The sequence below is a fragment of the Lactobacillus sp. UMNPBX15 genome (genome assembly GCF_002553785.1).
In the GTDB taxonomy this organism is placed as follows: Bacteria; Bacillota; Bacilli; order Lactobacillales; family Lactobacillaceae; genus Lactobacillus; species Lactobacillus crispatus.
Map to the genome: position 1 here is coordinate 13,696 of NZ_PCYV01000009.1, position 15,726 is coordinate 29,421.

Annotated in this window: 14 protein-coding genes and 1 pseudogene; 14 read left to right on the top strand and 1 reads right to left on the bottom strand. The window is 34.4% G+C overall.

Annotated elements, in window-relative coordinates:
* Positions 1–40: 40 nt before the first annotated feature.
* The 14 genes and pseudogenes from CP366_RS03705 to CP366_RS03765 all read left to right on the top strand — a co-directional run bounded on the left by CP366_RS03705 (position 41) and on the right by CP366_RS03765 (position 14,706).
* Positions 41–406 (top strand): pyridoxamine 5'-phosphate oxidase family protein, encoded by a 366-nt coding sequence (locus CP366_RS03705; RefSeq protein WP_089147120.1) that lies wholly within the window; start codon positions 41–43, stop codon positions 404–406.
* A gap of 103 nt (positions 407–509) precedes the next feature.
* Positions 510–1,736 carry a metallophosphoesterase gene (locus CP366_RS03710; protein ID WP_089147915.1) on the top strand — a complete coding sequence of 409 codons (1,227 nt, stop codon included), beginning with the start codon at positions 510–512 and terminating at the stop codon, positions 1,734–1,736.
* 34 nt (positions 1,737–1,770) lie between these two features.
* Positions 1,771–1,929 carry an LPXTG cell wall anchor domain-containing protein gene (locus CP366_RS03715; RefSeq protein WP_005719604.1) on the top strand — a complete coding sequence of 53 codons (159 nt, stop codon included), beginning with the start codon at positions 1,771–1,773 and terminating at the stop codon, positions 1,927–1,929.
* A 145-nt stretch (positions 1,930–2,074) separates the two neighbouring features.
* Entirely contained in the window at positions 2,075–4,168 is a 2,094-nt protein-coding gene (locus CP366_RS03720; RefSeq protein WP_089147916.1) for an SLAP domain-containing protein, read from the top strand.
* A gap of 138 nt (positions 4,169–4,306) precedes the next feature.
* Complete coding sequence (hsdR, locus tag CP366_RS03725; RefSeq protein WP_089147917.1) at positions 4,307–7,525, top strand: type I restriction-modification system endonuclease; 3,219 nt, start codon at positions 4,307–4,309, stop codon at positions 7,523–7,525.
* 95 nt (positions 7,526–7,620) lie between these two features.
* Positions 7,621–8,922 (top strand): ATP/GTP-binding protein, encoded by a 1,302-nt coding sequence (locus CP366_RS03730; RefSeq protein ID WP_089147918.1) that lies wholly within the window; start codon positions 7,621–7,623, stop codon positions 8,920–8,922.
* Entirely contained in the window at positions 8,903–9,484 is a 582-nt protein-coding gene (locus tag CP366_RS03735; RefSeq protein WP_089147919.1) for an RloB family protein, read from the top strand. Before CP366_RS03730 ends, CP366_RS03735 begins: the two co-directional genes overlap by 20 nt.
* 14 nt (positions 9,485–9,498) lie before the next feature.
* Positions 9,499–10,950 (top strand): N-6 DNA methylase, encoded by a 1,452-nt coding sequence (locus CP366_RS03740; RefSeq protein ID WP_089147920.1) that lies wholly within the window; start codon positions 9,499–9,501, stop codon positions 10,948–10,950.
* Positions 10,940–11,117, top strand: a pseudogene (locus CP366_RS11125) (restriction endonuclease subunit S); the annotation flags it as partial. The gene CP366_RS03740 and the pseudogene CP366_RS11125, both read left to right, overlap by 11 nt.
* 8 nt (positions 11,118–11,125) lie before the next feature.
* The gene (locus tag CP366_RS03745; protein ID WP_369823051.1) at positions 11,126–11,704 is read left to right on the top strand and encodes a restriction endonuclease subunit S; all 579 of its coding nucleotides are present in this window, start codon (positions 11,126–11,128) and stop codon (positions 11,702–11,704) included.
* Positions 11,705–11,940: 236 nt separating this feature from the next.
* A complete protein-coding gene (locus tag CP366_RS03750; RefSeq protein ID WP_089147947.1) occupies positions 11,941–12,627 on the top strand; it encodes a restriction endonuclease subunit S in 687 nt (228 codons plus the stop codon).
* A gap of 131 nt (positions 12,628–12,758) precedes the next feature.
* Positions 12,759–13,382, top strand: coding sequence for a TIR domain-containing protein (locus CP366_RS03755; RefSeq protein ID WP_098043577.1), 624 nt, complete (start codon positions 12,759–12,761; stop codon positions 13,380–13,382).
* A 10-nt stretch (positions 13,383–13,392) separates the two neighbouring features.
* Positions 13,393–13,821, top strand: a complete 429-nt coding sequence (locus CP366_RS03760) for a hypothetical protein (RefSeq protein ID WP_013086359.1) — start codon at positions 13,393–13,395, stop codon at positions 13,819–13,821.
* Between the two features lie 33 nt (positions 13,822–13,854).
* Complete coding sequence (locus CP366_RS03765; protein ID WP_013086360.1) at positions 13,855–14,706, top strand: hypothetical protein; 852 nt, start codon at positions 13,855–13,857, stop codon at positions 14,704–14,706.
* Positions 14,707–14,787: 81 nt separating this feature from the next.
* Here CP366_RS03765 and CP366_RS03770 read toward each other — a convergent pair whose 3' ends face one another.
* Positions 14,788–15,708, bottom strand: coding sequence for a hypothetical protein (locus tag CP366_RS03770; protein WP_089147922.1), 921 nt, complete (start codon positions 15,706–15,708; stop codon positions 14,788–14,790).
* Positions 15,709–15,726 lie beyond the last annotated feature (18 nt).

Consider the following 15,726-nt stretch of genomic DNA (forward strand, 5'->3'; position numbering starts at 1 on the left):
ATAATTAATAATGAAGTTAAGAAAAGAAAGGTCGAATTTTATGAAAAAATTAGATACTACTAAGCTTACTGATGAACAAATTGAATTTTTTAACTCACACTTACCATACATGGCAACTGTGAATGCTAACGGTGTGCCACAAGTTGGTCCTAAGGCTTCACTTAAGGCAATTGATGCTTCAACTATTCAATATCTTGAAAAGACTAAGTCAACTGCTTATGCAAACTTGAAGAATGGTTCAGTAGCAGCTATTGTTGTCGCTGATGTTCCTACTCATAAGGCATTTCGTGTTTTAGGACATGCTGAAATTCATGAAGGCGACGATTACGCTAAGAAGATCGTTTCAGGCACTGATACTCCTGAAGCATTCGTAGTTAACATTAAGATCGAAGAAGTCGACGCTTAATTCAATATTTTATCGCAATGAGGCATCCCTAGCAGGGATGCCTTTTTTGTTGGTATAATGATGAGTAGTTAAAGTGAAAATAGATTTTTGAAAAAGGTAAATTGTGATTACTAGTAAAAAGAAGCCAATTCTTTGGTTATTATCAGATACACATCTAATTGCAGATAGTTTACATGATGATGGTCTTGCTTTTCAGCATATGCGCAACACTAGTGCAGGTAAAGACTTAGATTATCAGGAGATTGCTTTGACCGCGTTTGTACGTAAAGTAATCCAAGAGAAGCCCACTGCAGTGATAATTACTGGTGATGTAACCTTTAATGGCGCTAAAATATCAGGAGAACGTTTAGCTAATATTTTTAAGCCATTAACTAAAAATAAAATTGCATTCTTAGTTTTACCAGGAAATCATGATATTTTTGACGGCTGGGCTCGCAAGTTTAAAGGTGATCATGAAGATTACACCCCGCAAATTAGCTCAGCTATTTGGAAAGAGATCTTTGCTGCTTCTTATCATTATGCTTTACATGAAGATCCTGATTCACTGGCTTATAGCGTTAATCTGAATAAGCAGTATCGACTAATATTGGCTGACTCAAATATTTATGGCAAGCAGGAATCACAAACTCATCCGATTACTAACGGTCGAATTTCAGAATCTCAAATGAACTGGATTGAAAAAGAATTAATTGATGCGCAGCAAAAGCAGCAACAAGTGCTATTCTTTATGCATCATAATCTGTATCGCCATAATAAAGTAATCTATCAGGGATATATTCTTGATAATGCACTTGCACTGCAAGGTTTATTACAAAAATATAATGTAAAAGCAGTCTTTTCTGGCCATATGCACGCACAGAATATTATTGGTCCGTTTGCTAATCGACCAATTGCGGAGGTAGCAGGAGCTTGTTTTTGTATGACTAAGCAGGAATATGGTCAGCTATATTTAGACGAAGCGGGGATGCAATATCAGGTGCATTCCTTCAAAATGGAATCGTGGTTAACTGCAGAAGAAAAGCAAAAAGTGCCAACAGATTTTTCGCAATATTTGAAGCATTTGTTTTTTAGTTTGGATGAAAAGCAACTAAATCAGATTGCGCAAGCTTTACCAGATAAAAATGATGCTAACGTGGTCATAAAATTTATAGATCAATTGAATTGGAACTTTTTTGTAGGTGAAAGTAATTATTCTGCAGCCCAAAAGAAAGAAATTGTTAATTCACGAGAATATCATTTGATTGCCAAATATTTACCTGGTTTTAAGCGCTACGTTGATTCATTTTTACAGGTAGAGCAAAGTAGCCATAAACTGAAGCTTAAGTGGTAGTGAGATTAGTTGCTGTAAAACGGAAACTTCTATTATGAAAAACGATACAGTAGAACAAATTACACCGAGATCAGCCTCTAAGTCTGTTTTACCAGCAACCGGTAGGCAAGATAGTGATCTTTCATGGTTAGGGTTATTACTGTCTGGCTTGAGTTTAAGTGGATTATGGACTCGTAAGAAGAAAACAAAATAAAAATCGAAGGAGATTGAGACACTGGGTTTCGATCTCTTTTTTGATAGGCTCAATATCAAGGAATAAATAACTATAACTGCTATAATGGGGATATGAGTACTAACTAATCAAATCTTAACTGCATTTATTAGATCGAAGGTTCATTATGAAAATCAATAAAAAACTTATCTTAATTTCTACTGCGTTATTGGCTGTGTCTCCAATTGCCGCAGCACCACTAACTTCAAACGTTCAAACATCAGTTACCGCAGCTACTAAAAGCAATGCAACTGGCTCCTTAAAAGTCATTGATTCACATGTTATGTTGTACAATCGCTCGGGCAATTATTTGGATCATATTTCTGCACCTAAGAAAGGCAGCACGATTAAATATTATGGAAAACCATTTTTTAAGACGGTTGATCCAGGCGACTACAGTGCTGGTGAGTTATACTATCCTTTACGCAAGAATATTTATATTTCTTCAGATTATGTAACACCAATATCTGGCCCTGCTTATTTAACGGCGATTTTTAATGCCAATATTTACAATAAGTCTGGCAAAAAAGTTGGTTTTGTCAAAAAGGGTAGCGTAGTCAAATATGCTGGTAAGTGGAAAGCTACTAGTAGTAAAGCAAAGTATTATTATGAGGCTCAAAAAGGTAAGTATCGCATCCCTTACACTAAGATTAAGGGCAAAGATTACTACTATTTAGGCTCTGGTCGTTACATCAAGGTCGCAAATATCGGTTACGTTGATGGCTATCGTCTAATCACTCAAGCCCCAATTACTGTGACCGTTAATAAGAACACTTCAACCATCACAAGATATGTTAATTCAACAGGTTGGGGTACAGATCCTAATAATATTGAATTAAAGAAGGGACAAAAGATCACAGTCGATTATGCTGGGCAATTCCCACAACAATTGACCGACTTTGATCATGATCACTATTCATACCACCGGATCAAGGGCACTAATTATTGGGTATCAGAAGATGATCTGAATTTGCCACAAGCTTTAGAGAATCATTCAGATCTTGAATTGGCCGATTCTACCAAAGTTGTCTTGGATAAAAAGATTCCTTTGTACAATGTTGACGGTGAAAAAACTAGCCAAGAGCTATCTAAACAGTTTTATACCAATACGGTTGAAGAAACTGCAATGTATAGCAACCACAAAATTAATGAAGCACTCTATCTTTGGGTACCAAGTGAAAAGAAAGCTGAACTTTTCTACCATACAACAGGTGAAGCTAATGCTAAAACTAATAAGTTAGATAATGAAGGCTATATCTTGGCTAGTAATGTCAAAAAGGTTGAGGGAGTAAAACTTACGCCAATCAACACAGCCGGTGAAGCAGAATCACAAAGCAAGGTGGCAACTAATAAGTCATCATTGTCTACTGCAATTGCCACTGCAGAAAAGGTTCAAAAGACTGATCGCTATAAATTAGCTGACTATGATAAAAAGATACAGTTCTTGACTTATTTGCAAAATGCTAAAACTGTTGTTGGTGAGACAAATGCCAGTGAAGTTGCAGTTAGTCAAGCAGAAAAGTTTTTAACTAATAGCACCAAAGCACTTGATGGTAAAAAATTACTTGTTAGACGAACTGACCAGTTAACTACTTATGAGGTTCAAAAAGTGTTGAATCTTATCTACAATTACTATCAGCCGCAAGTTACAGGCAAACTTAACGTTCAACTTTATAACAGCAAACGTAATTGGCAATATCCAACAACTCGTCCAGTATGGGATGTTACCAAGAAGAGTCCATTTTGGTTTGGCTATTCTTCAGATACCATTAGAAAGCGCAAAGTCGATATTAGCCCATTAATCACTGATGGCATTACTGTTGGCAAGAAAAAGAAATTGCAAAGTAATGCATACGTTTATACCGCTGCAGGTGTGAAAACTAGAAAGCTGTTGAAGAAGAATACTTCTTATAAGATTCAAGCCATTACAACTATTAAAGGGCAAAAATATGTCAAGATTGGTGCAAATAAATACGTTAAGTATGGCAACTTCGAAGCATCTAAGCTAAAAGTGGTCAAACGTTACTACACTGTGCAAACTGTAACACCTGTGGTAAATGCCCAGGGTAAAAAAGTTGACGAAATCAAGTCAAAGAATACCAGGACAAAGAATTATGTCCAAACTTATGGCACCAAGAGGATCAAAGGCTATGATTACATTAAGATAGGTAGTAATCGCTATACCAATATGTTGGGATTTGAATATGTTTTGGCGAAGTAGGGTTCGATTGATTATTTAGTTTATGTTAAAAGAAGCACTGTGTTGGTGCTTCTTTTTTTGTACCTACACTACTTGTTATTAAATGGGGCTTCGGGGTAGAATAAAACTATATTTACTTTAATATTTAGAGGAAAAACAATGTCTAACTTTGAAACTTCACAAAAAGATTATCAAGAATACGCAAAATTGGCTTCCAGCGCTGAAAGCTTAATTTACTCTGATCCTAGAAGTAGTTTGACAGTTTTTGGAACTTTCGGCGAACAGTTAACTAAGGAAATCATGCATTTGGATGATTTAGGTGATTGGGAATTAAACCAAAAACAACGAATTGAAAAAATGGCATATTCTAAGAATGAATATCCACCTACTGTTTTGAATGCTCTTAATTTAATCAGGTTAAGACGGAACAAGGCAGCGCATGACGATCATTTTATTGCTACCAAAAAGATTGCACTTGAAATTGATCAGAGTGCTTATTTGGTATGGAAATGGTTTTTAGAAGTTTATTCTCTGGATGAAGTTGCAGATTATGTTGAGCCACAAGATCAAAAAGCTTTAATTAAAACTCAAGAAGATAAAATCAAAACTCTCGAAGAAAAGATAAAGCAATTACAACAAAATAGGGTGCAGGAAGTCATAATTTCTCCTGAAGAGCGTGAACGCAGACGCCAGATTAACATTCAGTTTGCTAAAAAACATGAGTTAACTGAAGCAGAAACACGTCAGTTAATTGATCAACAATTGCGAGACGCGGGCTGGGAAGTAGATTCACAAAAATTGAACAATTGGACGCAGAAAACTGAACCGCAAAAAGGTCACAATATGGCAATTGCTGAATGGGTTCTACCTAATGGTCAGCGAGCAGATTATGCATTATTCAAAGGTTTGAAGTTCTACGGAATTGTTGAGGCCAAAAAGTGGGACCAAGATATTGCAGGGCAAATGGCACAGCCTAAGGAATATTCTAAAGAGGTACCGTTTAGATCAGATTATCGTCTAGTTTCAAATGAAATGGGTGATTACAAAGTTCCATTCATCTATACTGCAAATGGTCGTCCATATCTTAAACAATATCAGGAAAAATCTGGTATTTGGTTCTGGGATGCACGTAATCCTAAAGAAAGCGCATATGCTCTTGAGGAATTTCATAAGCCAGAAGATTTATCATTGAAGCTTTCTGCTAAAAATAAAGAAGAAGCAAATCAAGACTTGGTAGATGATCAAGATTTTCCTGATTTTGCACATCGTGAATATCAAATTGCTGCAATTCAAGCGATGGAAAATGCCATCAAAGATGGAAAAAAGCGTATTCTGCTTGCCATGGCAACAGGTACTGGTAAAACTAGAACGGCAATTGCTTTAATGTACAGACTACTTAAGCATAAGAGAGCTAGACGTATTCTTTACCTAGTTGACCGTAATTCATTGGGAAAGCAGACTGCCAATGCAATTAAAGATAATAAAATAGGTACGATGTCAATTTCTTCCATTTATGGATTAAAGGAATTGAGTGATAAGGCACCTGAAATATCAACAAAAATTCAAATTGCAACGGTTCAGGGTATGATCAAACGCCTATTTTTCAGTGAAGACAGTGATGATAAGCCATCCGTTGGTCAATATGATTTCATTATTGTTGATGAAGCCCACCGTGGTTATGCAGAAGATAAAGAGCTCAGCGATAAAGAATATCAATTCTATAGTCAAGAAGATTATGTTAGTCAATATAGACGTGTAGTTGATTATTTTGATGCGACTGCTATCGGAATGACTGCTACGCCAGCTTTACAAACGATTGATATTTTTGGCAAACCGGTGTATTCGTATAGCTACCAACAAGCTGTCCTTGATGGGTGGCTAGTGGACCATGATGCACCAGTAATTATTCAAACTCAATTATCTCAAGAAGGGATTCATTTTAAAAAGGGTGCCGAAGTTAGTCTTTTTGATCAGGATGAAAAAACTATCAATAAAGAAAAATTACCTGATAATATGAATTTTGATGTAAAAGACTTTAATAAGAGAGTTATCACACGTAGCTTTAATGAAGTAGTTTGTGATGAATTAGCTCAAAGATATCTTGATCCAAGTGATCCAAATTTAGGTAAAACTTTAATCTTTGCGGCAACTGATGAACATGCTGATATGGTTGTTGACTTATTAAAAAAAGCATTCAAAAAAGTGGGTAATCCTGTAGATGACGATGCTATCGAAAAAATTACTGGTTCAATTCGGCATCCTAATCAAGAAATTAAAAACTTTAAGAACGAAACCAACCCCAATATTGCAGTAACTGTAGACTTGCTAACTACGGGAATTGATGTACCACAAATTACTAGTATTGTCTTCTTAAGAAGAGTTCAATCAAGAATCCTCTATGAGCAAATGTTGGGACGGGCAACCAGGCTTTGTCCCGAAATTAATAAATCCAAATTTACGATTTATGATGCTGTCGGAATCTATGAAGCAATGAATAAAGTGACAAACATGAAGCCTGTTGTTAAAAATCCAGGACATAATGTTCACTACTTCTTAAATCACAAGGATGATTTCTTTGAGACAAATGAGGATTCCGCTCAGTATCAAGTAGATATGGCTGGTGCAGTTGAGAGAAAAATTAAGCGCTTGGATGCTACTAAACGTGATGAGTTCCAACATCTGGCTGAAATTAATTCGGTTGATCAATGGGCCCGTGAATTAAGTAAATTAGATAAGTCACAATTTTTAAAGCAATGGCCTAAGTTTGAGCAGTTAGACCACATTAGCCCAGTCAAATCCAAGCAAATAATATCTGACGCAGTGGACAAAGTAGTTAATGTAAGTCGAGGTTATGGGCATGGCAATCAAAAACCAGCGGATTATATTGATAACTTCAATAAATTCGTTAAGGAAAATGTCAATACTATTCCAGCCTTACAAGTTGTAGCTACTAGACCGAAGGATTTAACTTTTGATGAACTCAAAAATATTAAACTTAAGCTAGAGCAAAATGGTTTTAAAGAAAATGATTTGCAAAGTGCATGGAAGAACGTTAACCATGTTCAGACCACTGCTGATATTATCAGTTTCATTAGACAAGCTGCGGCTGGATCTGAGCTAATTGATCATGACGTCAGAATTCATAATGCTATGCAAAAAGTTTATGGCTTAGCTGATTGGACTATTCCTCAAAAGAAATGGTTGAAGAGAATTGAGAACCAATTAATTTCATCTACTGTATTGGGGCCAAATGCTGAGAAAGCCTTTGATGATAACTATTTCTTTAAACGTCACGGGGGTTATAAGCAAATTAAGAAGATCTTTCCAGAAAATGCTGATCAGATTATTTACGTGTTGAATGAGAATTTATATGTTTAAAAATGCCATTACTGGCATTTTTTTGCTTTTAATCACGAAAAGTTGTGATAAGAAAGGGCGTGTGCTAAACTTAAATTAACACGGAGGAATACAATATGTTAATCGAGTTCACTGTTAAAAATTATGCTTCTTTTAAAGAGCGCACTACCTTGTCTGCAGAGACAGGCAATAGACTACGTAAATTGAAAGAAACTAATACTTTCTCAAGTAAAAATCCATCATTATTAAAAAGCTTACTGTTATTTGGTCCAAACGGTTCAGGTAAGTCTCAATTGATTCAAGCTTTACAAACAATGGAAGGAATAGTAACACGTCCAACTCAAGCCGTAACTGATAAGTTAAATTATTATCCTTTTTTGTTTGATGAAAAGTCCAAGATTGAAGATACTTACTTTGAAGTGAAGCTTGAGTTAAAGAACAAGATCTATGACTATTCATTTAGTTACAATCGGGAGAGCATTACCAGTGAAGCATTAACCTTAATTAGTGGTAATAAGGAAAAAGAAATTTTTTCTCGAAATGGAAATGACATTCAAATTTCTAACAAGCTTTTGGAAGACAGCATTCCTAAGCTTAGAGATAATTCTTTATTCCTATATTTAGCACAATCTGAAAATGATGCAGATTGTATTGCTATCTATAAGTGGTTTGCTAATGATCTGATTTTTATCGGCAGCGGCTATCCTTTAAGTATTCCCGATGAACTTTTAAATTTGATGGAAGATGAATATCTCAAAAAAGAGATGATCTCATTCCTAAGCTTCGCAGATTTTAATATCTCTGACATTAGAATTAGAGAAATACCTACTAATCCTTTGAATCCACAATTACAAAAAATTGTAGAGAACTTAAGTATTGATTATCCTAAAACAACTAAAGAACTATATACAGTTCATAAGATTTATCATCAAAATAAAGTTATCAATTCTGGGGAACTACCATTAACACAGGAGTCTGTTGGTACCCGTCGCTTATTTTATATAGTGTTAGCTATGATGCTTGCTCAAATGAATGGTAACGAAAAGACAATCGTTATCGATGAATTTGATGATTCACTGCATGTTGAGCTTGCAGCTGCATTAGTTCGGATCTTTAATTCAACAGAAAATTTAAATCAGTTTATTATTACAACACATGATATTCAGCTATTGGACAGTGATTTAAGAATTGATCAAATTTATTTGTTAGATAAAGATTTCCATGGAATTAGTAATTTAAAATCAATTTTTGATTTTGAAGACGCACGTAATAAAGGTCGACATGATATTTCGTTTGCTAAGAGATACTTACAAGGCCGATTTGGTGCAGTTCCTGTAATAGATGTAGATGGTTTGCTAGATGTATTGCAAATGATTCATGAAAAATATGGGGATGAGCATGGGAAGAATAAGAAATAAGACTAAGTCTAATTCAATTATTGGAATTCTGTGTGAAGGTGAATCTGAAAAACAATATTTTACTATGCTTAAGCAGAAATATCGTTTAGCAAATATTAAAGTTAAAATAGTTGCTGCAGATTTGTCTGGTAAAAGTCTAGTAGAAAAAGCAGTTAAGTTTGGCAAATATAATCATTTAGATAAAACTTATGTTGTTTTCGATAGAGATGAGCATTCTAAAGATGAATTAAGGAAATGCGCTAAACTTGCCCGAAAAAATGATATTACTATTATGTTTTCTTCAATAGATTTTGAAATTTGGATTTTAATGCATTTTGAAAGTGTCACTCGTTCTTATACTAGAAAAGAGTTAGTACAGAAACTGTCTAAATCTGCCTATTTTAATCAAGATTATAGTCGCTTTAAAGGTAATAGTTATCGAGAGTATATTTTTGATAAAGTGCAAGATGCAGTAGATCACGCCAATAAGTTGTATCGGAAAAAGAGTGACTGGATTAATGATGATCCATTTACTAATATTCAAATATATCTACCGGAAATCTTCAAAAGAGACAATTTTTAAAGGAGCAAAATTAAGTGAACAATCAAGAAATCGTTCAAAAGTTATGGAATGAATGTAATATTTTGCGTGATGATGGTGTCAGTTACCAAGATTACATTACTGAATTAACTTATATCTTATTCTTAAAAATGAGTAAGGAACAAGGTGAACAGGATGATATCCCCAAAAAATATCAATGGGATAATCTTGTTTCAAAGGAAGGACTAGAGTTAAGTAACTTTTATCGCCAATTATTACTTGATTTAGGTAATCCTGAAGTGGTTAATAGTCCAAGAATCAATTCAATTTACGCTGATGCTTCTACTTCAATTCACAAACCTGCTGACCTGGAAAAAATAATAAAAGATATTGACGCACTTGATTGGTGGTCAGCTCGTGACGAAGGCCTTGGTGATTTGTATGAAGGTCTAATGGAGAAAAACGCCAGCGAAGTCAAATCTGGAGCAGGTCAGTATTTTACCCCACGTGTGTTGATTAACATGATGGTTAGAATGACTCAGCCTAAAATTGGAGATCGCTGTAATGACCCTGCTGCTGGTACTTTTGGCTTTATGGTAGCAGCTGACAGATATTTAAAAGATCAAACAGATGATTATTCAACCTTATCCGCAGATAAAGAAGAATTTCAAGTAAAAGAAGCTTTTTCTGGTATGGAATTAGTTGAAACCACACACCGTTTAGCCATGATGAATGAGTATCTTCATGGCATGGATGGACGATTGGAACTAGGAGATTCATTATCTTCAAATGGTAAATGGATGAAAGATTTTGACGTAGTTTTAACTAATCCGCCATTTGGTACCAAAAAGGGTAGTGACGACAGTGTAAGTCGTGACGACCTAACTTATAAGACCAGTAATAAACAATTGAACTTCCTGCAGATTATCTACAATTCACTTAAACACGATGGTAAAGCTAGAGCAGCCGTAGTTGTACCAGATAATGTATTGTTTGCGGATGGTGTTGGCGAAGCAATTAGAAAAGACTTGCTCAACAAGTGTAACTTGCATACTATCTTGAGATTGCCTACTGGGATTTTCTACGCTCAAGGTGTGCAGACTAATGTATTATTCTTTACTCGCGGTGAAAGTGACAAGGATAATACCAAGGAAACTTGGATTTATGATATGCGTCATCAGATGCGGTCATTTGGTAAGCGTAATCCATTAAATGATAAAGACTTTGCGGAATTTGAAAAGCTATTCTGCGTTGACAATCGCTCAAAGAGAAAAGAAACTTGGGATAAAGAGAAGAATCCTAATGGTAGATGGCGCAAGTTTACGATTGATGAAATTTTGAAGCGTCCTAATACTAGCCTTGATATTTCTTGGATGAATGATGAAGAAGAGCATGATGATCGTTCATTGAAAGAAATCTTAGATGAGATGAATGACAAGTCTAAGGCAATTAGGGATGCAATTGCGGAACTTAATAAGGCATTAGAAGGAATTGACGATGAAGACTAATACTTTAGATTTTGATGCACAGGCTTTAAGAGAAAAAATCTTGGATTTGGCCATGCGTGGGAAATTGGTGCCACAGGATCCTAATGATGAGCCAGCCAGTGTTTTGCTTGAGAAGATTAAGGCGGAAAAAGAGCAGCTGATTAAGGAAAAGAAGATCAAGAAAAAAGATTGGAACTTGCCTGAAAAACACAAGACTGATAATTTACCTCAAGGATGGCAAAAAACGTCACTTAAAGAAATAACGACTCCCTTTACTTTAAATGATGGTGATTGGATTCTATCTAAAAATATGATTCCTTATTCTGATGTGAAACTTATTCAATTAGGTAGTATTGGAGAAGGAAAATATATAGATAAAGGATTTAAATATATTTCGCAGGATACATTTGATGAACTAAATTGTACTGAAATAAAACCAGGATATTTATTGATAAATAGATTAATAAATAAGCAAAAAATGATGGCTACAATTTTACCAAAGATAGAAGGAAAGTTAATTACGGCAGTAGACATATGCTGGATTGCACCCTCAAGCTATTTTAATCAAGAGTTTATGATGTATCAGCTGCTAAGTCCTGCATTTCAAAATAAAGTTAATAAGTTAACGTCGGGATCAACTAGAAAAAGAATTAGTAAAGGTAATTTAACAAGTATTGAATTGTTTTTACCACCGCTAGAAGAGCAAAGTCGAATCGCTGCTAAAATAGCGCAGCTATTCGCTTTGCTTCGCAAAGTCGAATCGCTGCTAAAATAGCGCAGCTATTCGCTTTGCTTCGCAAAGTCGAATCGCTGCTAAAATAGCGCAGCTATTCGCTTTGCTTCGCAAAGTCGAATCGCTGCTAAAATAGCGCAGCTATTCGCTTTGCTTCGCAAAGTCGAATCGCTGCTAAAATAGCGCAGCTATTCGCTTTGCTTCGCAAAGTCGAATCTTCTACTCAACAATACGCAAAACTTCAGACTTTGCTGAAGTCCAAGGTGCTGGATCTGGCCATGCGCGGAAAATTAGTCAAGCAAGATCCCCATGATGAACCTGCGAGTGTGTTATTAGAGAAGATCAAAGCTGAAAAGGAGAAACTTGTTAAGGAAGGCAAGATCAAGAAGAGCAAGCCACTTCCACCGATTACTGACGATGAGAAGCCGTTCGATATTCCTAATGGTTGGGAATGGGTTAGATTGGGGGATATTGGAGCATGGGCAGCTGGTGCGACTCCATCTCGTAAACATTCTGAATACTATGGAGGAGATATTCCTTGGCTTAAAACAGGTGATCTTAACGATGGTATTGTGGAAGAAACTAGTGAGAAAATTACAGAGTTAGGTGTTAAAAATTCATCCGTAAAAATAAACAAACCCGGTAATATATTAATTGCAATGTATGGTGCAACTATTGGAAAATTAGGTATTGTAGGTAAAAAAGAATTAGTAACAAATCAGGCATGTTGTGGTTGTACCCCTTATAAAGGAATTTATAATCAGTATTTGTTTTATTATCTCTTGTCATCGAGAAAAAGATTAATTAATTTAGGAAGCGGTGGTGCACAACCAAATATTTCCAAACAAAAAATAGAAAAGTTTGCTTTCCCACTTCCACCACAATCAGAACAGAGTCGAGTCACTGCTAAAATAGAACAACTACTTCCTTTTCTTGGTAAGGTTGAATTTTCTGCCGAACAATAAATTATGTAAGAACTACAACTGTTAAGTAATTTTTGGTAAAATAGCCTTCTTTTTTAGCACAACATGTTGTATCATGATAGCTATATTAGTCACAATATGTTGTACAATGACGTGGGAAGGAGAAATATTTCATGGCACGAAAAACATTTATTTCATATAAATATTCTGAGGCAAGAGAAATAAGAGATCGTATTATTTCTTCGTTGGGAGATGACGCAACTTATTATAGAGGGGAAAGGGCTACCTCTCCTGATTTAACGGATTTTACAACAAGTACCATAAAAAATAACTTAAAGAATAAAATTTATGATACATCTGTATTAATACTTGTGATTAGTCCACATATGAATCAGAGTAAATGGATTAGTTGGGAAGTTGAATATGCGTTAAAAGATCAAAAACGAGGTAATAAATATTCTCATAGTAACGGAATTATTGGCGTGGTTAAAAATGATTATTTCGGCGATAGTACTTGGTTTACTGGTCGAGACTGTTTATCTCAAAACGTGTACCTGCGGGACATAGTCACTAGGAATAGGATTAATAGATTAAATACGTATTCCGAGTCACGATATCATTTGAATGATACTACTTGGATAAACCAAAACTCATATATTCCAATAGTTACAGAAAATACTTTTTTAAGAAATCCCAAGCAATATATAGAGGATGCCTTTGAACGAAGCCAGCGACTTTATGAATATGATATTTGTAAAATTTCAAATAAAGATAGATTACAAAGAAGTATAATTTAGGTGAAAGTCAGTGATCGAAAATAACTATGATTTAATTGAGCACTTAAAATTAATAGAACAGCAAGTGCAACGAATGGCGGATAATTCGTTTAAAATTAAGAATTGGGCTATAACGATTATAAGTGGTGGTCTTCTGTATTGGCTTAAAGGAGATGTGGCTAAGCAAGATAGTCACTGGCTGATAGGACTCATTCTGCTGGCTACATGTATGTTCTGGTGGCTTGATGCATATTATTTAACTTTAGAAAAATGTTATCGAGAATTATATCTGAAAGCGCAAAATGGAGAAGAAAGTTCATATAATTTGAGCATTAGAGAATTTTTGAATCGAAGTAACATTATGTGTACAGCTATTACCAGTAAATCTTTTACGCATACTTATTTGCTGCTTCTCTTTTTTGAAATAGCTCTTTTTATGTATAAGTATGTAAAATGGTAATTTTTAATTAAAAATTGGTGGAAGATAATATTAATGTACAGAGCATTTAATTTAACGAATTTGGAAGATTTGGAAGAATTGCAAAATATAGATTCCTTAGAAGCACAAAAGGAATATGAAGAAAGAAAAGAAGAAGTTACTCAAAATCTGTCTATTGCCAAGATTTTAAAAAGTTCAACGTACGCACAGGAAGATCATGAGAAAATAAAAATAAATGCTGATGAGATTCAGAAGAGAATATTTCCAACTTATAAGGATTATGATATTTTTTTATCTCATTCTCACAAAGATCTTGCCCTAGTTCAAAAATTTGCATATTATTTAACGCACAAAATGAGAGTTAGAGTTTTTATTGATTCTGAAGTTTGGGGATACGTAGATGATTTACTCAAGCAGGTCAATGATAAATATGCTTTAAAAGAGAAAAATCTTTATGATTATAAAATTGCCAATATCGATGCTTGTAATATTTACTTAATGCTGTCTAATGCTATTCATGACGTTATAAATGAAACAGAATGTCTATTTTTTATTAATACTCCTAATTCTATTAACGTTGATAGTAATATTGAATTACAAAATGTAGAATCACCTTGGCTATACGATGAATTAAAAACTACTTCTATGATAAAAAGACGAATACCTGATTCTATACAAGGTTATTTAGATGGGCTTGCTGCATACCGTAAAAGACATAAAAATTATACAGATTCTATTGAACCAAAGTGGATTAGAAATGTGCACAAGGAGATAGACGGTTTAACGATATTACCGAATGAAATCTTGCTAAAATGGCAAAATAAAATTGACACCTCATATTATCCTGGAGAAGAAATTTCCTCAATGCGAGATTTTTATTCAGTGTTGCATGAAAATGACATTTAATATAAGCTATGTATAGTTTATTGTTATAGTGAAATGATAAAAGTGAGATAACTTACAAAATGTTGTTATCTCACTTTTATTTTAATCAATCTTCTTAAAAAAAGTTAAGTACTTAATGTTAATCCATTCATTTTTAGATGAAAGTTCAACCCATATTTGATTGTTAATTCGTTTGATTGCTTTAACCTTATAAAGTCTATATGGTTTTACTTTAATAGCAAGTTTGACTCTTTTAGCTTTTACGATTCTTACCATAAATAGGGGATGCTTAGCTTTTAATGTAGCAACATAGCTCTTGCCTTTTAGATTAAGTGCCTTACCATTTTTTAAACTTTCGATTTGTTGTTTTAAATTAGTTGAAACTTTTGGAGTAGTCGTTTTTTCTGAACTACCTTTAGAAACTGAGAATTTGTTTTGTTCAGTATTGGTTGAAGACACGTTTGTATTAGTTGATGGTGTTTCAGCCACCTTTTCAATTTCATGAATGACTGTGACTTGAGGTGTAGGTACTTCTTGATAATTCTTTAATAGATCTACTAATTTTTGAGCTTTAGTAAGATTAGTTTTAGCATTTTCTAATTTATCTTGAGCTGCGGCATATTTTTCACCATAAGATACCATTGCATTATACGCTGTGTTGTCTTGCTTTAATAACTGCTGATAGACTTTATATGTACTTTGAACATTTTCTTTATTTTTCGCAGTTGATTCTTTTTCAAACAATTTTTGAGCTTTTTGATAATCTTCGTAAGCATTAATTGTTTTACTCTCGGCTGCATCAGCATAATCCATCATTTTCTCATACTCAGTTTCTGCTTTATTATATTCTTTTTGTGCCAATTGCACTTCAACCATCCAATTAGCCAAATCTTTATTAGCAGTGTAGATGTTGCTATTAACCTCACTGGCCTGAACTTGTTTTGGCTCTATCATCGTAATGGTACCAAACAAAATTCCTGTTGCTACCGTTGCTGAAACTAAATGTTTAGTAATTTTCTTCATCTTCCTTATATCCTCTCG

What these genes read in the sequence shown, in the direction of transcription:
- CP366_RS03715 (WP_005719604.1), top strand. Translation starts at nt 1,771, where the DNA reads ATGAAAAACGATACAGTAGAACAAATTACACCGAGATCAGCCTCTAAG.
- CP366_RS03765 (WP_013086360.1), top strand. Translation starts at nt 13,855, where the DNA reads ATGTACAGAGCATTTAATTTAACGAATTTGGAAGATTTGGAAGAATTG.
- CP366_RS03705 (WP_089147120.1), top strand. Translation starts at nt 41, where the DNA reads ATGAAAAAATTAGATACTACTAAGCTTACTGATGAACAAATTGAATTT.
- CP366_RS03770 (WP_089147922.1), bottom strand. Translation starts at nt 15,708, where the DNA reads ATGAAGAAAATTACTAAACATTTAGTTTCAGCAACGGTAGCAACAGGA.
- CP366_RS03730 (WP_089147918.1), top strand. Translation starts at nt 7,621, where the DNA reads ATGTTAATCGAGTTCACTGTTAAAAATTATGCTTCTTTTAAAGAGCGC.
- hsdR (WP_089147917.1), top strand. Translation starts at nt 4,307, where the DNA reads ATGTCTAACTTTGAAACTTCACAAAAAGATTATCAAGAATACGCAAAA.
- CP366_RS03720 (WP_089147916.1), top strand. Translation starts at nt 2,075, where the DNA reads ATGAAAATCAATAAAAAACTTATCTTAATTTCTACTGCGTTATTGGCT.
- CP366_RS03750 (WP_089147947.1), top strand. Translation starts at nt 11,941, where the DNA reads ATGCGCGGAAAATTAGTCAAGCAAGATCCCCATGATGAACCTGCGAGT.
- CP366_RS03755 (WP_098043577.1), top strand. Translation starts at nt 12,759, where the DNA reads ATGGCACGAAAAACATTTATTTCATATAAATATTCTGAGGCAAGAGAA.
- CP366_RS03735 (WP_089147919.1), top strand. Translation starts at nt 8,903, where the DNA reads ATGGGAAGAATAAGAAATAAGACTAAGTCTAATTCAATTATTGGAATT.